Annotated in this window: 10 protein-coding genes and 2 rRNA genes; 7 read left to right on the top strand and 5 right to left on the bottom strand. The window is 53.2% G+C overall.

The window, feature by feature from the left end; translation table 11 throughout:
- Positions 1–162: 162 nt before the first annotated feature.
- Complete coding sequence (locus ACR3ZL_RS00060) at positions 163–2,076, top strand: TolC family protein (protein ID WP_473649918.1); 1,914 nt, start codon at positions 163–165, stop codon at positions 2,074–2,076.
- 70 nt (positions 2,077–2,146) lie between these two features.
- Here the strand turns inward: ACR3ZL_RS00060 and ACR3ZL_RS00055 are convergent, their stop codons facing one another.
- From ACR3ZL_RS00055 to ACR3ZL_RS00035, 5 genes are all read right to left on the bottom strand, one after another.
- Complete coding sequence (locus tag ACR3ZL_RS00055; RefSeq protein ID WP_473649919.1) at positions 2,147–3,430, bottom strand: glycosyltransferase; 1,284 nt, start codon at positions 3,428–3,430, stop codon at positions 2,147–2,149.
- Positions 3,431–3,454: 24 nt separating this feature from the next.
- A complete protein-coding gene (locus ACR3ZL_RS00050) occupies positions 3,455–5,569 on the bottom strand; it encodes an ABC transporter permease (RefSeq protein ID WP_473649920.1) in 2,115 nt (704 codons plus the stop codon).
- Positions 5,570–5,583: 14 nt separating this feature from the next.
- Complete coding sequence (locus ACR3ZL_RS00045; protein ID WP_473649921.1) at positions 5,584–6,870, bottom strand: efflux RND transporter periplasmic adaptor subunit; 1,287 nt, start codon at positions 6,868–6,870, stop codon at positions 5,584–5,586.
- The gene (locus ACR3ZL_RS00040; protein WP_473649922.1) at positions 6,867–8,531 is read right to left on the bottom strand and encodes a cyclic peptide export ABC transporter; all 1,665 of its coding nucleotides are present in this window, start codon (positions 8,529–8,531) and stop codon (positions 6,867–6,869) included. The genes ACR3ZL_RS00045 and ACR3ZL_RS00040 overlap by 4 nt, the downstream gene beginning before the upstream one ends.
- A 143-nt stretch (positions 8,532–8,674) precedes the next feature.
- The gene (locus ACR3ZL_RS00035; RefSeq protein WP_473649923.1) at positions 8,675–9,895 is read right to left on the bottom strand and encodes a nucleotidyltransferase family protein; all 1,221 of its coding nucleotides are present in this window, start codon (positions 9,893–9,895) and stop codon (positions 8,675–8,677) included.
- 136 nt (positions 9,896–10,031) lie between these two features.
- On the opposite strand from ACR3ZL_RS00035, the gene ACR3ZL_RS00030 reads away from it, so the two are divergent.
- The 6 genes from ACR3ZL_RS00030 (at position 10,032) to rrf (ending at position 17,342) form a co-directional block, all read left to right on the top strand.
- Complete coding sequence (locus tag ACR3ZL_RS00030; RefSeq protein WP_473649924.1) at positions 10,032–10,472, top strand: PqqD family protein; 441 nt, start codon at positions 10,032–10,034, stop codon at positions 10,470–10,472.
- A 153-nt stretch (positions 10,473–10,625) separates the two neighbouring features.
- On the top strand, positions 10,626–11,651 hold the full coding sequence (locus tag ACR3ZL_RS00025; protein WP_473649925.1) for a hypothetical protein: 1,026 nt from the start codon (positions 10,626–10,628) through the stop codon (positions 11,649–11,651).
- Between the two features lie 19 nt (positions 11,652–11,670).
- On the top strand, positions 11,671–12,324 hold the full coding sequence (locus ACR3ZL_RS00020; protein ID WP_486173125.1) for a glycosyltransferase family 2 protein: 654 nt from the start codon (positions 11,671–11,673) through the stop codon (positions 12,322–12,324).
- Between the two features lie 36 nt (positions 12,325–12,360).
- Positions 12,361–13,068, top strand: a complete 708-nt coding sequence (locus ACR3ZL_RS00015; protein WP_473649927.1) for a glycosyltransferase family 2 protein — start codon at positions 12,361–12,363, stop codon at positions 13,066–13,068.
- Positions 13,069–14,240: 1,172 nt separating this feature from the next.
- Positions 14,241–17,128 (top strand): 23S ribosomal RNA (locus ACR3ZL_RS00010).
- 105 nt (positions 17,129–17,233) lie between these two features.
- A 5S ribosomal RNA gene (gene rrf / locus ACR3ZL_RS00005) occupies positions 17,234–17,342 on the top strand.
- The last annotated feature ends 119 nt before the right edge of the window (positions 17,343–17,461 follow it).

Below are 17,461 nucleotides of genomic sequence, written 5' to 3'. Positions count from 1 at the left end.
GAGCGTGAAACTGAGTAGATGTCATGTGTGAGACCCTGGGTGTGAAGTTTTACATGTGAAAGTCTACGGATACTGTGGAATATCAGGGTTTGTCTCATTGCCTCGTTTAGGCAGACCGATCTAGGGAAAGAAGTGTGTTCCTTATCCCCAGTTCGTTATGAAATGACCTGTCCCATTCGTACTCGATCGATCTCTGCCGCGATTATTCGCCGAGCAGCGAGTGCAGTCGTGGGGAGTGTGTGCGCGGTCGTGATTTTGAATATGGGTGGTTGCCGCGTTGCTGAGCCAAGCAAACCAGCATCGACGTTCTTGAACCAGGACCATGGCCGGACCATTGCAGAAATAGCGGAATTGGATGAAGCGGCAAACGCAGATATCCTTGCGGACGACGTTGACACTGAAGAGGTCCAGCCAGTTTCGTTCGAGCAACCTGTGCATGGTGCGATTGCCAATGCCGTAGTCGGACCGGTCGCTGGCTCAGTGATGCCCGGTGTGGAGTACGCACCGCCACGTCGGGATCAGTTCGAGCAACTTCCCCGTGTTCCGATGTCGTTGGATGCGGCAGTCAGGATCGCGTTGGAAAACAGTGTGGTTTTAGGCGACCTGGGTGGTCGTGTGTTATCCATGCCCGAGACTCTATCGAGCACATTGGACCCGGCAATCGTCGCGTCGAATCCGATGGTTGGCTTCGACGCCGCGTTGGCAGCTTTTGATACTCAAATCGAAGCGGGGCTGACCTACAACGGGAGTGGCAATATCGTCAACTCCGCGTTTTCAGGCGGGCAGTTCGGTGTTTTCGCTCAGCCGGAAACGCTGGCAAAACTTGGAGTTGGCAAAGTGCTTTCCAGCGGCACGAAGGTCTCGCTCGGCGGGGTCGCTGGCTATGACGAAGAGCTAGCCGGAGGACCGTTTGCGGCGTTTGGCGGTGAGTTTCGGCATCCATTGATGCGAGGTGCCGGCAAACGATTCAACCAAATTGCAGGACCTTTGGGTGGACCGGGGCGGTACGGCGGTATTCTGATCGCCCAAACCAAACACATGCAATCGCAACTTGCGGTGGAAAAGGCAGTTGGTGATTTGGTGCGTGACGTTGCAACGACCTATTGGGAATTGCAGTACGCCTACCTGGACGTGGCGACCAAGCAAAACGCTCTGGCAACCGCTCATGAGACCTGGAGTCGTCAGCAACAACGCGTGGCAGCTTCATCCGCCCCAAGCGACTTAGCAGCTTTGGCTCACCAACAGGTGTGTATGGCGGAAGCCGCGCTGACGTCGGCGATCGCTGGCACGCGATACGGCGGAGCGGGCGTGTACGGTTGCGAATTGCGGTTGCGAACGCTGCTTGGATTGCCATCGGCCGATGGGCATCTGATTGTGCCTGACGCGGTTCCGTTGCGAGCGGAGTTTCGGTTTGATTGGCAGGACACCCAGGGCGTGGCCCATGCCAGTCGTGTTGAGTTGCGTCGCCAGCGGGAAGTCATCGCGCAGAAAGAGCTTGAAATTGAAGCGGCCTGCAACCTGCAGCGAACCCAGCTTGATGTGCTAGGTGCGTTTCGAAAGTTGGGTGATGACACAGACAATGAGTCCGATCTTTTTGGGGAAGCACTCGATGGTTGGCAGTTAGGAATCGAGATGCGACGCTCGGTTACCAATCGTAGAGAAAACGCCGCAATTCGCAGTGCGAGATTGCAACTGAGCCGCGAAACAGCGGTCTTGCAGGCTCAGCAAAAACAGGTCAATGCGGAACTGCAAGCCGCATTCACCCAGCTCGACCGAGCTTGGAACATGATCGCATCATTGACGACGGCCGAATCGGCTGCACGAATGCGATTGGATGCACAAAACCAGCGTTATCAGGCGGGCGACGACCAAGTCGAAGACGTCTTGAAGGCTCAAGTGCGTCTGACGGAAACGTCCACTCAACTGCACCGGGCGGTGATTGATTACAACCTGGCATTCGTGCAACTTCAACACGCACGTGGAACCTTGCTGCCCACCGTCGGCGTCGGTCTCGCCACCGCCACACCGGACGAATGCCGGTTTGCTCAAGAGACTCCATCGGTCTACATGCGATAGATCCGGCAGCCGGATCAGAGACCTTGGGGGATGCTATTGTTGCAAGAAGTCGAGTCAACCAAAGTGAGCGTTACAAAGACTCGTTGCATGCCTTCGCTGGGTTAGCCGACGGGACATCGGTTTCGTTAAGCAACTTGATTTGCCAAGGGCCACGGATCTCGTAGGTGACTCCACGCCAAACAATTCGGCGTGCGAAGGTGGCGTAGAATGACGCGATCAGACCGAGCAAATTCGCGAGGCCAACGATCAACGGCAACGCAATCAAGCCACGTAGGCCGAGCGTATCGTTGGTTTGATTTTGCGAGATCGATTCGCCTTGCGACTGGATCACCTTACGGGCTGCCATGTCAATCGACGCGGCATGGATGTTCGCTGATATCACGGTGACTGTGGCGGCAATGAGGCTCATGATGGCCACCGATGTGTTGCCGACCAACCAACCGATCAGGGCGGTTGCGAAGATGGCAACGGAAGCTACTAACGCAACCAAGTGATAGGTCATCATAAGGGGCCATAGGCCACTGACGTAGGTTCGTGTCCAGGTGAGTTGACGGAGGATGAAGTTGAACGCAAACGGTATGTCGCACACTTCGCGGTTAGCCATGATCAAGGATGGCACGAATTTCAGGGACAGGTTTTGTGCTTTGGCGGCGACACGGACCGGACCGTCGTCGACAATTGCATGGCACCATTTGTCGCGGATTTCACCAGAGTCAAATAGCGATCGGCGAATCGCCATCGATCCAGCCCAAGGGATTTTGAACGCCGACATCACGATCAAGCCAGGAGCGTTCCAGACCTGCCGAATCATCGATCCGCAATTCGGCTCGGTAGGCAGAAACCAACGATTGCCAAACGTGACTCCGACGGATGGGTCGGCTAGCGGTGCAACAAGTTCACGCAACCAAGTTGAGTGACTTTGTAAATCCGCGTCGGCTAATACGACCACACCGACCGATGGATCCACTCGATCATATAGTTCCACCAGCGAACTGTTTTTCAGTCCACAGGTCTTGCGACGGTTCGATAGCGACCATGCGTGCAGTCGCTGATCACCGAATTTATCGATTGCGTTTTGGACAACGGGCCAGGCCGGATCCGATGGTGAGTCAATCGCCACCAGCACTTCGTAATCGGGATGGTCTTGCGACATCAACCGTTCCAAACAATCGCTCAACATGGGATCGGCACCACGCAAACACAGCAAAATCGCTGCCTTTTCGCATGATTCGGGAGGCCCGATTTGGCGTGGTTGTCGGAGCTGGGAGGTGAGATACCAAACCCATCCGGTGTTGACCAATATGATGACGCCTAGCGTTGCTACGATGCCTTGGGTTAGTAGCAGCAAGGTCATGTTGAGAGTTCAGTTCGCTGAATTCTATTCATAGCGTAAGGCATCAATTGGATTGAGCTGGGAAGCTTTTCGAGCGGGGTAATAGCCGAACAGAATACCGACTCCGGCGGCGACGGTAACCGCCACGATCGGTGCCCACAGAGACCAGACGGTAGGCCAGCCGATGATCTTCGCAATCAGCACGGACCAGAAGTGTCCGGCTGCGATGCCGATCAATCCACCGATCAAGCAAAGGACGGTCGCTTCGATCAGGAATTGCCGCAAGATCGCGTTTCGATCTGCACCCACGGCCATCCGTAGGCCAATTTCTCGGGTTCGTTCGGTCACCGAGACAAGCATGATGTTCATAATTCCAACACCGCCGACCATCAGAGAAACCCCAGCGATAATCAGCCCTAGCAGCGACAGTCCAGCGACGACTTGATTAACAACTTTGGAAACCTCCGTGATGTCGTTCATGCGATAGGCGCCAACCGGTTCAACATTGTGGCGGCGAGAGAGGACCCGAGTGATTTGCTCGCGGGCTTGATCGACTGCGGCAGGTGATTTGGCTTGAACGTAGATCTGATGAACCTCTTCGCGATGGACATTTTGCCGATGGGCGGTCAATTGCATTTTTGGTTTGAGGTTGGCAAAGGTCGCCAGGCGTCCGGATGTATTTGTTTGGTCGTTGACGCGAAATTTCAGGGTCGTCCACGGTCCGATCATGATGTCGTCTTGATCGTTGCCAATCACGTCGCCGCCTTTTTCCGATAGCACGCCCACAATTTGCATCGGCACTCCGTTAACTCGGACTTCTTCACCGATAGGGTAGGCGTCGTCAAACAAGGCATTGATGACGGTTTGACCCAGCACGCAAACCTTGGCGGAGTCAAGGACATGGTCTTGAGTGAAAGATTTTCCTAAGGCAAGCTGATCCCAGTTTCTAGCGGTCAGGTATTCCGGTGTCGTCCCGAGACAAAGGGTCGGACGCCAGCGACGGTTGCCTCGCACAACTTGAACGTGTGAATAGATTAGCGGAGCGGCGACCTGGACTGCAGAACATTGTTCGGTCACCGCAGTGACGTCGCCGGGAACGATATGGATCGGTCGTTGGTGGGCGCCGTTGGAGGCTGCTTTGCTGGGGCTGACCGTCAGCATACTCGCTCCCATACTGGCGACGGTGTCTTTAATCGCCGCCGAGGCGCCGGTGCTAAGTTCCATTACTGAGATGACCGATGCGACACCAATGATTACACCGAGCATCGTCAACGACGTGCGCAGCAGATTTCGCCGCAATGCCGCCGTTGCGACCGTCACGGCATTGAGTGTCGCGGCAACGGAGCCCGTTCGCGGGCGGGCGGGAGTCACGTAATGTTCAGGTTCGGTACCATCGGTGTCGTCGGAGTATTGAGAGGCTGCCACTTCACCGGAGTTTGGATGCGTATGGATCGCGGCCTGAAGTCCTCGTGCCAACGAACCCTCGTGGTCTTCGACAACAACGCCATCTTTCATCCGAATCACTCGGTCGGCTTGTTCGGCGACCTCAGCATCGTGAGTCACGACGACTAGTGTGATGCCATGTTCTTCGTTGAGTTTGCGGAAGACCGCGAGGATTTCTTGTTCGGTTTTGGAATCCAGGTTGCCAGTCGGTTCATCGGCCAACAGTAGGCGTGGTCGGTTCACCAAAGCGCGGGCAATCGCGACTCGCTGACGTTCGCCGCCGGAAAGTTGGTTGGGGAAGTGGTCTGCTCGACCGGACAGCCCGACGGAATCCAGTAATCGTCGAGCGTATTGGATTCGTTCCTGTTGAGTGCGACCGTCGTTGCAATACAACGTTGGCAGCAACACGTTGTCCAACGCTGTTGTACGAGCCAACAGATTGAAGTTCTGGAAGACAAATCCAATCTGTTTGCTTCGGAAGGCAGCCAGTTCGGTAGAAGACAGGTCGTCGAGGTCGATACCAGCCAACCGGTAACTTCCCGACGTGGGTGAGTCGAGGCTGCCCAACAGGTTCATCAGCGTGGTTTTGCCGGAACCGGACGTGCCCATCAGAGCGACATAGCCGCCAGTTTCGATGTCCAGCGTGATGCCTTTCAGGACACTCAAATCGACATCGCCGACACGATAATCCTTTCGCAATTCACGTAATTCGATCATTGCGACTGCCTTGGCTATCGAAGGGTTTTGACACTGGGGATGATGCGTGCCAACGTGGTTTCACGAATGGTTCCAACCACGACCGGCATCGATTCCGCGATTCCGTCTGCCATGATCTCCGTCCGCACTCCGTCATCGACACCGACCTTGACCGAGACAGGCTTCACGCCGCCATCGGCATTGGCGATCCAAATAACGCGGTCGGCCGAATCGGCTGTTGGCGGAACATTGGCTTGCGCATCCGCGTCCTTACCGGAATGGTGAGCCAGTTCGTCAGTTGGGCTCCAGTCCAGCGATTCGCTTGGTACCAGCCAAGCATTCTTGCGATGGACGGTTTCCAGTTGAACGTCAGCGGTCATGTGAGGAAGCAACTTCACATCGTGCGAATCCATTTCAACTAAGACGTCATAGGTGACAAAGTTGCCTTGCACGCGAGCGTTCATCAAGATCTGTTCCACTCGTCCGGTCATGGTTTGATCGCGGTGACCGTCGACGGTGAAGGAAACAGGTTGTCCGGGGAAAATCTTGCCGATGTCGGTTTCGCTTACCGAGGTCCGAATTCGCATGTTGTTTAAGCTGCGAGTGATCAAAAATAGCCCGGGGCTACTTGGCCCCGCGTTTTGTCCCAGGTTGACGCGATGATCGATGATGACGCCATCAATGGGAGAGCGGATGATCGTGCGAGACAAATTGATCTCAGCTTGCTCGACTTGACCGGCGGCTTGTTCACGTCGTGCGTTAGCGATTTCAAGTTCGGCCAAAGCGATTGCGTGAGTGGTGGCGATCGCGTCGTACTGGCTCTCAGAGTTCGTGTCACGGAGTCTCTGTGCACGTTGAAGTTCACGTTCGGAACGTTCAAGTTGCGTCTGCAGTCGGCTGATTTCCGCTTCGGCTAATCGCAAAGCAGAGCGAGATTGATCGACCGCGAGTTGATAGAGAGCGGGGTCGAGCCGTGCGAGGATGCCGCCTTGCACCACGGACGTTCCAACCCGCAGTGGAGATTCCAACGCCGAAGATTGAGCGGCGATTCGAGTTGGCGATTTTTGTCCGTTTCCAAAACCAATTACTGAACCGGACACCAAGGCACCCACTTCGACGACTTCGTGCGGTTCAACGGTTCCCGTTGCTGCAATGAAAGTACGCAGGTCGCCTCGCTGGATTTCAACGGTGCGTAGCTTAGGTGCTTTGGCCAGGCTTTTTTGGACATGCCAGATGCCTGCCGTGGCAATCAGAGCGATCACAACACTGGCCATCCACCAACGCGAACGTTCGCCCCGGCCGTCGGTTCGGGATCCTGTCACGCTGCTCTCCGGCTGGTTTCGGGTTCGAATAACAACGGACCGGACGCCTGTTTTGAGTTGGTTTCGTGCAGTTTGCCGTCAACGAGTTTGACGACTTGGTCCGCGAGATCAAAAAAGCGATCGTCGTGCGTAATGGCAAGCACGGTCTTCCCGCAACGTTTCAATTCAGGAACGATCTCGTGGTAAAACGTTTGCTTGAAGCCAGGGTCTTGCTCAGCGGCCCATTCGTCGAACACGAAAATAGGCCGGTCATCTAGCGCCGCGACCAACAGTGCTAAACGCTTGTGTTGGCCACGGGACAACTTGTCCTGATGCAACCGGCCAGTGGCCAGATCGACTTTGTCTTCAATACCCAGCAACTTTGTCCAGTGCTGCAACTTTTCTTGTTCGATCTCGATGCCGAGTAGACGATCGAAAAGATGCCCTTCGACGAAAACGGTGGAAAATAGCTGTCGAAAATCGGTGCGGTTGTGGTCGCCGATGGTACGACCGTCCCAGTGGATGCTGCCTTCGGATGGTAGATACAGCCCTGTCAAGACTTTGGCGAGTGTGGTTTTTCCCGAGCCGTTGCCGCCGGCGATAAAAGTGATTTCGCCAGTCTTCAGTTGGAAATCAATCGGGCCAAGTTCGAAGTTCAGTTCACCATGCGATGCATGCTGATAGGTGATGCCACGCAATTGAATGCTGTCGAAACGATTGGGCAGCGTGTTGCTACCCTGACGTTCGGGTTGGTCGATCATCAGACCGAGAGCTTCAATTTTATTGATCGAAATCGAAGCGGTGTGGTACGCCGGTAGCCAGCCCAGAATCCCATCCAAGGGATAAGTTAGGTAGAGAATTGTCAGTGTGTAGCCGGTCAGCGTTGCCGTGGTGACCGTCGCCATACGAGGCCAGGCGAACAGCAGCAGACCGATACCAATGAACAAAAATAGACGTCCCCAGCTATGTGAGAACCCTTGAATGCTTTGACCAAGAATCAGCGAGTGACGCATTCGAGAATCCGCGGGTAGCAGAACCTCGTAGACAAAATCCAAGCATCGAGTCTTGTTGCCCTTGAGCTCTTTGATGCCGTGGACCATCGCACGGAGTTGTTTCGCGACCTCGTCCTGGTCTTCACGGGCCTGACGAAGTGGCTTATCAGCGATCCGCAGCCCACCCAAGAACATGGCAACACCGATGCCTGCCATCAGGATGGTTCCCACCGCCAGTGGCAGCGAAAGCGTACCGAGATATATCAATCCACAAACCAGTACCATCGCATTGGCGCAAACGGACGGGAAAGATGCCAACGCGGAGGTAATGGCACCTACGTCGTTGTTAAGCGTTGCAATTAGCCGGTGCTGGCCAACCGATTCCAGCGTCGGAAGCGGTGCGGTAATGATTTTGGAACACAGTTCATACCGAAGTCTTGCAGCGGTCGCTTGCGATAAGCGGACTAGAACAACGTTCGAGGTAACTTGGGTAAGTAACACAAAGAAGCAAGCACCTGCAAATGCTGCTGGTAACCAACCTTGTTCGCCGGGTGATTCCGCTGATCGAGTCAGCGCATTGTGGATCAGTGTGATGAGCGTCAAGCTCGCAACACCACTGAGCGCTCCCAGGACTGCGGACGTGAGGCCAGCAAGCCAGGAAGAGCGGGCAAGGATATAGAATAACTTCATGCTCGCGTGGATAGCAAAACGATGCCCCCTGTCGCAATCTCGACTGCGCTCCTTTCCCACTTAAATGGAGTTAGGGCAAACTGCGGGCTTCATCGCATCGCCAGCGAAGCTCGTTATTGGGCGAGTTGGGCTCGGCTTGGGGTCTAAGATTTTCCGGTCACCTGCGCATAGTCGGGCCGGAAAATGGTCGCAGCAATGCCCTCATTTCGCACTTTTTGTCTCAAAAAGTACCACCGCCGCCATCCCGCATCGGACGTGAGCAAACGTTTCGTTCGACGTGCGAGATAGGGAACATAACGCAACCACCCCACTGGTTTGCCGGCAAGCTGTTGATGGCAAAGGAAGTCTGCTCGCAACAGATCTTTTAGTTCCAAAATCGAGTGTTTTTCGTGATTGGACGTCCAACGAAAAAACGGGATCACGTCCGATCGAGTCAGTGGAATGGTTTTGAGTTCGTCTAAGCACGCATCTGGGATTGCCGCGTCAAATTCGGCTTTCACATATCCAAGGGCTTCACGCACGGGGAACACAAACGCGAATCGTTTTGAGTCAGCCACTAACCGTGACCAATCAATTTCCTCGCCGGAATGACGTAGGATTTGCAAGGTGTCGGCGACCCACAGGAACGGTTTCGGAATTTCGCCCCAATGCATTCGTCCATGCACGAGGCAGTGCAAAAGCAAGTTGGTGGGGTCTGGGATGCGGATCGATCTTCCCAGGAATGGCACACTGCGAGAATCTTTTAGCAAGTGATCGAAGTCGATCGCATGATAGGGAGGAGGCAGCAATTTGCGGTGCAGGTCTAGTTTGATGCCCTGTTCGTCCTGCCACTCACAAGCATGGTGTTCCGCGTGGGGCCCCGTTCCAATTCTCGTCCAGTTCATCTTTCGCAATGCGTCACTGGCGGCCACTTCATCTTGCGGGCAAATCAAAACGTCTAAATCATTCAGCGGTCGCTCGCCGGCATCGCTGTAGTAACCACTTGCGATCAGGGCATGACCCTTCAGTACCAACGTTGGGATACCAGCCGCCTCAAAGCGATCGATGACTTTTACCAAGACCTGCTGTTTGGTTTTGACCTTAGCCCAATGATACCGGTGCAGCGCATGCAACTTCGGCATCCAAGGATCATCGATGTTAGCTCGTCGCATCTGCTTGTAGACGAGTGGTAAGATGCGGCAACTCAGGTAATCGATCTGATCGTATTGAGCGTAGCCCGCTAGTTTCCGCCATTGGTAAAAAGCACTCGCTGACAGTTCCCCTTCAGAGAACGCGGCGTGAAGCAACGATTTTCGGACAGGGCTCGGCCATAGATCGTCGTACTCTGGCGACCAGTCATGCGTTGGAGCTGATGACATTAACATTTAATAGAGCTGTGGGTTGGCAGATGCACACGCGGTCCATAACTTAACAATCCGTTTGGATCACTGATACTTCGAGGCGAATCTTGTATTGGTGAAAATCACTTTAAGTACTCCCCGTAGAGTTAATAATTCAACGATGACGGATGCCACGTGTTACCGGTTGAATGAACCACAAGTGCTGGGAGAACTGCTCGATGGCGAGTATGTGATCATCCATTTCGATTCGGGGTGTTATTACAGTGTCCGCGACACCGCAGCCGATGTTTGTCGCTTGCTGTTTTCTGGAGTGAGCTCCGCCAAGGTCATCGAACTGCTTGTTGATCACTACCCTGACGAGCCCGCGGTGATTACTGAAGCGGTACTGACGTTCATCGGTGCCATGGAAGAACAGCGATTGATCGTTGTCGCGGATGTCGGTGCTGAGTCGGAAGACGCAGCTGATCTCGATCCAGCGAAATTATCTGAAAAGTTCGTGCCGCCGATGTTCGAGCAATATGACGACATGGCTGATCAATTATTGCTTGACCCCATTCATGAAATCGATGAACGAGGTTGGCCGCAACGAACCGACGCATAATTTCAAACGACGGTCAAAAAGTAAACGGCATAGAATCCACCACAAATCGGATCGACAATGGGGCAACCGGACTTCGATGTTCAGGTGGGTGAGTACTTTCAGAGCATGATAGCCCTTTGGTCGCAATGCGCTGATCGGTTGGGTGAGAAGTCGATGGATCTTCGCATCGGCGGGAAACGGGTTCGATTGCGATTCGCCGGTGAAAACTTATTGGCGTTTGCTAGGCCATTGGCTCATTTAGTCATTTCAAGCAATGATGCAGGTTTGGCGACAGGGTTAGTGGATCCGAATGATGCAAGCGATCCCGTGGAGCTTGAAATTCGAATTGGCGAAGGGAAATCTTCGGGGCTTCAACTGCCCGCGGCTTCGTGGATTGCGGACCGCAAAGACCTCGCGTCCGACATTCATGAATTCGAATCGTGGCGATGTGAGCGGGGTGGTGTGAAGATCAATCACATGCCGGGCAGTTCGTCGATCAGTCTATTCAATCACGATCAACAGACGGCCTGCTATTGGATCGATGATCCTGCGGAGGTTCCGTTTTACGAGATCGCCTCGCCTTTGCGTACGATTCTAAGTTGGTGGGCGGACACAATAGATGCCCAGATTGCGCATGCTGCCGCGGTCGGGCTCGATGGCCAAGGTGTTTTATTGGTGGGGCGAGGTGGAAGTGGCAAATCGACCACGGCCATGTCGTGCGTTGATGCGGGCATGCAATATGTCAGCGACGATTATGTTTGGTTGCAATGGGATCCTCTGCCCACGGCCTATTGTCTCTACAATTCGGCCAAGTTGCACACCAAATTGCTGCCCGAACATTTCCCGCAATGGCAGCAGCATGTTGCGTTGGAGGTGGGCCCGTTAGCCAAGTCAGTCTTCTTCTTGCAGGAGTCGGCGCCTGAGCTAGTGACGAATCATCTGGAGATTTGCGGGGTTTTGAGCCCCAAAATCACCACGCGAGAGCAGGCCGTTTGTTTGCCAACGTCCCGAGCAGAGGTGTTGATGGGGTTGGGGCCATCCACTCTTTTGCCACGCCGTAGCGGTGAGAGCAACGGTTTTGCGTTCCTCGCTCAATGGGTGCGCAAGCTTCCCGCCTATCGTCTTGAGCTGGGGGCCATTTCAACTTCACCAGCCGCCTTAAGTTCGGTTTTGCAAAACGGTGGTGTTCATGCTGGTTGACTCAAAACCTCTCGTTTCTGTGATTATTCCTGCGTTTAACGCAGAACGTTATCTGCGGGAGGCACTCGATAGTGTGCTCGCAGAGGCATACCGGCCGATGGAAATTATCGTGATTGACGATGGTTCTATCGATGACACCTGCTCTATCGCGAAGTCCTATGCCGAGGTCACGTACCTTGCTCAGTCAAATCAAGGGGTGCCTAATGCTCGTAATGCAGGTTTGCGAGCAGCGACTGCTGACTGGATCACGTTTTTAGACGCTGACGACTACTGGCTGCCGGGGCATCTTGAAGCTTTATTTCAAATCTTTAAGCGCGATCCCAAGTTGATGTACGCGTGGGGTGCCTCGCGCGTGATTGAAATGAACGGGGACGCCGAAGGGCAAATGCCCGTCGTGATCAATGAAGCGTGGCCCATGTTTCTGTTGGGAGCGGCTCTTTTTCGGCGAGAGGTTTTCGATATCGTCGGTCCCTTCGATGGTCAATTGAAACGGGCAAATGATCTCGATTGGATCGCCAGGGCGAGGCAATTGTCATTGCCGTCGAGTCAGATTCCCGAGCCAGTTCTGGTGTACCGAAAGCATCAAGGGACGCTGATGAATGACCAGGAAGCCGCCAAAAAAGCTGCGTTTGCGATGCTGCGTAAGTCGATCGCTCGTCAACGCACATCTTGATTTCTAGGTCGTTTCAATGCAAAGGGGATCATCGGGATGGTGATTGACGGAACTGAATTAGTCAGCGTGGTGATACCTGCCTTTAACGCGTCTCGTTTTCTCGCTGAGGCGGTGGCGAGCGTGAGGGCCCAGCGGCATTCGCGTATTGAGGTGATCGTTGTTGACGATGGCTCAACGGATGACACTTGGGAAATCGCCAACCGTTTGAAAGATGTCAAATGTGTTCAGCAGGCTAATGGCGGCATTGGCAGTGCTCGCAATACCGGGATACGAAATAGCACTGGAACGCTATTGGCTTTCTTGGATGCCGATGACCTCTGGTCGCCCGATCGTCTCGAAAAACAGTTTGAAGCTGCTGCAAGTTTTCCGGATGCCGACTTCTTCACCGGCCAAGTTCACCAGTTTGTCGATCCAGCTTGTCACTCCAGCGTCGCACCGCCCGAGGAATTGAGTGATGGACCGGTTGCCGGGACGCTGTTGATTCCCACCGAGCGTTTTCATGATGTCGGGTGGTTTAACACCAAATTGAGGGTTGCTGAGTTCATCGATTGGAACTCCCGCTGTGCCGAATTGGGGCTGCGGGGACATTCCGTTGACTCGATTTTGCTTCAGCGACGTATCCACGACACCAATACGGGCAAACTTCGACGGCATGACCGCCGCGACTATTTGCTCGCGATGAAATCGCATTTGGATCGAAAGCGTAAGCAAAACCACGATGCGAATAGCGGGAAGCTCAGTTAGCGGAAGCTGCTTCGGCTGATGTCTCGCGGCAATAAACACGCGAGTAGGGCATTGTTCAGAGCTCAATGAGTAGGCCAAAGATGCGATCCAAGCATTCTCCGCATGGGAAGTCGGCCATCAGTTGCCGGAAGGTCAAGAACTGACTGAACTCGAGACTGGCGGAGTCCAGCAGAGCAAACCGCCGTCACGCCAATTGTGTATGGACGCAAGCCATGGCGTCGATGAAACTCTCCCGAGATCCGCGATTCTGATAAGCGGTGCGGCTTGCATCGAATGTTCGGGGGTAGGCGAGTTGCAATTGGATACTTTGGTCCAACATGGGTCGCGTAAGACCGCATATGCGTCGATAGCTTGCCTTGTGCCCCACGAAGAACCTTTCGTCGGGCTAGTAATGGCGCTGAAAGTCAGTCCCATGGAGCGCCCAACAGAGCAATTGCTTGCAAAATTGGTGCTCAAATACCGGTTTGCTTAACTGTCGAGCTGGGGTCCCACGTTTTGTCGATGTAAACGATGTCGTCCAACGCTGGGAAAACATGGGGATTTCACGGCTTCAAAACAAAATACGAAAAACAATGCCTGTTGAGGTTGACGCATACGAGTGACTCGCTATCTTTCCCCTCTCGCCGCTGAGCAAGCCTCTGCGACACCTTCTGAAAAGGCGTCCAAGAGATCTTCGAAGTGGTGAGAGAGTCGAAGTTGACTTTGAAAACTTTTTTAAGAATTCACTGCTTCTTCCACTTGCCCCGAAGTTGACGGATCGTTAGCTTCCTCGCTCGCTCAAAAGCGACCGGTTGTTCTCCCTTTTTGCGGGGAGGTTAACCGGCTGTTTTTGACAGCGTCTTCTGGGTCCCCGCTTCGGTGGGCATTCCGGAAAACTGATTTTTTACAATATGGTTGTTTGGTAGATAAGATTTATAGATCACCTTGCTTTGGTGTTTAGTCAGTCCGTTTCGGGCTGGTTTAGACGGTCATCGCAAGGAGTGAAATAAGTTCTTTTGGAAGCGTTGCCAAGACGAAGTGAAGCTTGTCGTAAGACGGGTTGATCGGAGTGTTGGCATAGAATTCGATTAAGATTCTTGAATGTGATATCGTTAATAGATTCAAATTGAAATCTACGATTTCGAGCGGCTCTTCAGTTTATCTGGAGGTTGTCTTGAGTTCGGGATTTCGGTGGCCAATCTAATAAGGGCACATGGGGGATGTCTTGGCGTTAGAAGGAGAAGGGCGTGGAAGTCTGCGAAAAGCCTGGGGAAATTGACACACAAGTGATGATCCCGGGATTCCCGACCGCAGCATACTGAATACATAGGTATGTCTGTAACAACCTAGTGAACTGAAACATCTAAGTAACTAGAGGAATAGAAAGAAAAATCGATACCGTCAGTAGCGGCGAGCGAAATCGGTATAGCCCAAACCGTGGGGGTTTCCCTCGCGGGGTTGTAGGACTTCAATATGGGATTGCAATTGGTTAGTAGAACGACTTGGAACGGTCGGCCACAGAGGGTGACAGCCCCGTACATAAAAACTTCATTGCACCTTAGAAGCACCTGAGTAGGTCTAGTCACGTGAAACCTAGACTGAATCCACGGGGACCATCCCGTAAGGCTAAATACTCTCTAACGACCGATAGCGAACCAGTAGCGTGAGTGAATGGTGAGAAGAACCCCTGCTAGGGGAGGAATGTGAACCTGAAACCATGTGCCTACAAGCGGTCGGAGCACTATTTTAATGTGTGACGGCGTGCCTTTTGCATAATGATCCGGCGAGTTGTGGTAAACGGCTTGGTTAAGTTCTGACGGAACGAAGCCCAAGGGAAACCGAGTCTGAATAGGGCGAAATATGTCGTTTGCTGCAGACGCGAAACCTGTGTGATCTACCCATGAGCAGGTTGAAGCGCGGGTTAAACTGCGTGGAGGACCGAACCCACTTAGGTTGAAAACTGAGGGGATGACTTGTGGGGAGGACTGAAAGTGTAATCAAACCAGGAGATAGCTCGTTCTCTCCGAAATATCTTGAGGGATAGCGTCGAGTAAATTAGTGACCGGGGGTAGAGATACTGAATCGGATGGGGGCCCTTCCAAGGGTACCCCACCGAACCAAACTCCGAATACCGGTTCACCTTACCTCGGCAGTCAGTCCCTGGGGGATAAGCTCCAGGGTCGAGAGGGAAACAACCCAGATCGCCTGCTAAGGTCCCGAAGTAATACTTAGTCACTAAGGAAGTTGAAGTGCCGTGACAGCTGGGATGTTGGCTTAGAAGCAGCCACCATTTAAAAAGTGCGTAACAGCTTACCAGTCGAGCATTTCTGCGCCGATAATGAACGGGAGTAAGTATTACACCGAAGCAGCGGATTCTAGATTTATCTAGAGTGGTAGGAGAGCGCCGATGAAGAGATACGAGCCATACGGTAACGAGTGGTGTCGGCTTCATCGGGTGATTATGCCGGAATGAGTAACGATAAAATAGGTGAGAATCCTATTCGCCGAAAGCGTAAGGTTTCCTGGGGAAGGTAAATCCGCCCAGGGTTAGCCGGTACCTTAGTCGAGGCCGAAAGGCGTAGACGATGGATAGAAGGTCAATATTCCTTCGCCGGTTGTGTATTCGATGCAGGGACGGCGTCCAGAAAGTGAGCGGTACGAATAGAAATGTCCGTAGCGAAGGCTGAGAGATTCGGGATTAAATCACCGATGTTTATCAAGGCATAGCTCGAGAGCATCCAAGTTCTCGAAGTCATTGGAAGGACGTCCAAGAAAAGCTGCTAGGTTAAGCAACTGACCGTACTAAAACTGACACAGGTACGCGAGATGAGAATTCTAAGGCGCTCGGGAGAACTGTGGTTAAGGAACTCTGCAAAATGGCCCCGTAAGTTCGCGATAAGGGGCGCCTGGTCCGGTTCACGCTGGAACAGGCCACAGAAAATCGGCTCTAACGACTGTTTATCAAAAACACAGGTCTCTGCTAACACGCAAGTGGATGTATAGAGACTGACGCCTGCCCGGTGTTGGTAGGTTAAGGAAGACGGTTAGCCTCACGGCGAAGCTGGCGACCGAAGCCCCAATAAACGGCGGCCCTAACTATGAGGGTCCTAAGGTAGCGAAGTTCCTTGTCGGGTAAGTTCCGACCTGCATGAAAGGCGTAACGATTGGAGCACTGTCTCAACCACAGACCCGGTGAAATTGTAGTTGTGGTGAAGATGCCACATACCCGCGGTTAGACGGAAAGACCCCGTGAACCTTTACTGTAGGCTGCTATTGGGTTGAGATATAATTTGTGTAGGATAGCTGGGAGGCTTCGAAGTTTGCACGCTAGTGCATTCTGAGCCGTTGTTGAAATACCAGCCTGGTTATATTTTAATTCTAACTTTGATCCCCTGAAACGGGGCAAAGGACAGTGTCAGTCGGGCAGTTTGACTGGGGCGGTCTCCTCCCAAAGAGTAACGGAGGAGTGCAAAGGTACACTCAGTCTGGTCGGCAATCAGACGTAGAGCGTAAAGGTAAAAGTGTGCTTGACTGCGAGACCCATAAGTCGAGCAGGTACGAAAGTAGGCCTTAGTGATCCGGTAATCCCGAATGGAAGGGTTATCGCTCATCAGATAAAAGGTACTCCGGGGATAACAGGCTTATCGCATCCGAGCGTCCACAGCGGCGATGCGGTTTGGCACCTCGATGTCGGCTCATCACATCCTGGGGGTGTAGAAGCTCCCAAGGGTTTGGCTGTTCGCCAATGAAAGTGGTACGTGAGCTGGGTTCAGACCGTCGTGAGACAGGTCGGTCCCTATCTGCCGTGGGCGTTCGAATCTTGATGGGATTCAACTTTAGTACGAGAGGATTTAGTTGGACGAAGCTCTGGTGTACCAGTTGTCGCGCTAGCGGCACGGCTGGATAGCTAACTTCGGAACGGATAAACGCTGAAAGCATCTAAGCGTGAAGCCCGCCCAGAGATAAGGATTCGTAGACATTAGTCGAAAGCCCCCTGGAAGACGACCAGGTTGATAGGTTGGAAGTGTAAGTGCGGTAACGCATTCAGCAAACCAATACTAACGGGCGAAGGTTTGGCCACCGATATCCCGCACTCAAGTGTGATCGGATGGCTTCCGAAGAAACAAGAATTGGATCTACCAAACAATCTGGCTTGCCGGAGGCGAAATACCCTTCGGCAAGTCTTTCTGGCGACGATATCGCAAAGGTTATACCTGTTCCCATCCCGAACACAGAAGTCAAGCTTTGTGAGCCGATGATAGTGCATACCAGTGTGAAAGTAGGTATTGCCAGATTTTTAAAACCCTTCGACTTCGGTCGGAGGGTTTTTTTATGCGCCCAACCAATTCCGCAATTCGGGTGAAGCCGAAGTGTTGAGCATGGTATTGCGTTGTTCCTTGACCTGTTCTGGTGG

The organism is Rhodopirellula sp. J20-39, assembly GCF_057365095.1.
Note: the sequence above shows the minus strand (reverse complement) of the source record. Positions and strands in the feature narration are given on the sequence as shown.

What these genes read in the sequence shown, in the direction of transcription:
- ACR3ZL_RS00035 (WP_473649923.1), bottom strand. Translation starts at nt 9,895, where the DNA reads ATGTTAATGTCATCAGCTCCAACGCATGACTGGTCGCCAGAGTACGAC.
- ACR3ZL_RS00050 (WP_473649920.1), bottom strand. Translation starts at nt 5,569, where the DNA reads ATGATCGAATTACGTGAATTGCGAAAGGATTATCGTGTCGGCGATGTC.
- ACR3ZL_RS00025 (WP_473649925.1), top strand. Translation starts at nt 10,626, where the DNA reads ATGGATCTTCGCATCGGCGGGAAACGGGTTCGATTGCGATTCGCCGGT.
- ACR3ZL_RS00060 (WP_473649918.1), top strand. Translation starts at nt 163, where the DNA reads ATGACCTGTCCCATTCGTACTCGATCGATCTCTGCCGCGATTATTCGC.
- ACR3ZL_RS00040 (WP_473649922.1), bottom strand. Translation starts at nt 8,531, where the DNA reads ATGAAGTTATTCTATATCCTTGCCCGCTCTTCCTGGCTTGCTGGCCTC.
- ACR3ZL_RS00030 (WP_473649924.1), top strand. Translation starts at nt 10,032, where the DNA reads ATGACGGATGCCACGTGTTACCGGTTGAATGAACCACAAGTGCTGGGA.
- ACR3ZL_RS00055 (WP_473649919.1), bottom strand. Translation starts at nt 3,430, where the DNA reads ATGACCTTGCTGCTACTAACCCAAGGCATCGTAGCAACGCTAGGCGTC.
- ACR3ZL_RS00015 (WP_473649927.1), top strand. Translation starts at nt 12,361, where the DNA reads ATGGTGATTGACGGAACTGAATTAGTCAGCGTGGTGATACCTGCCTTT.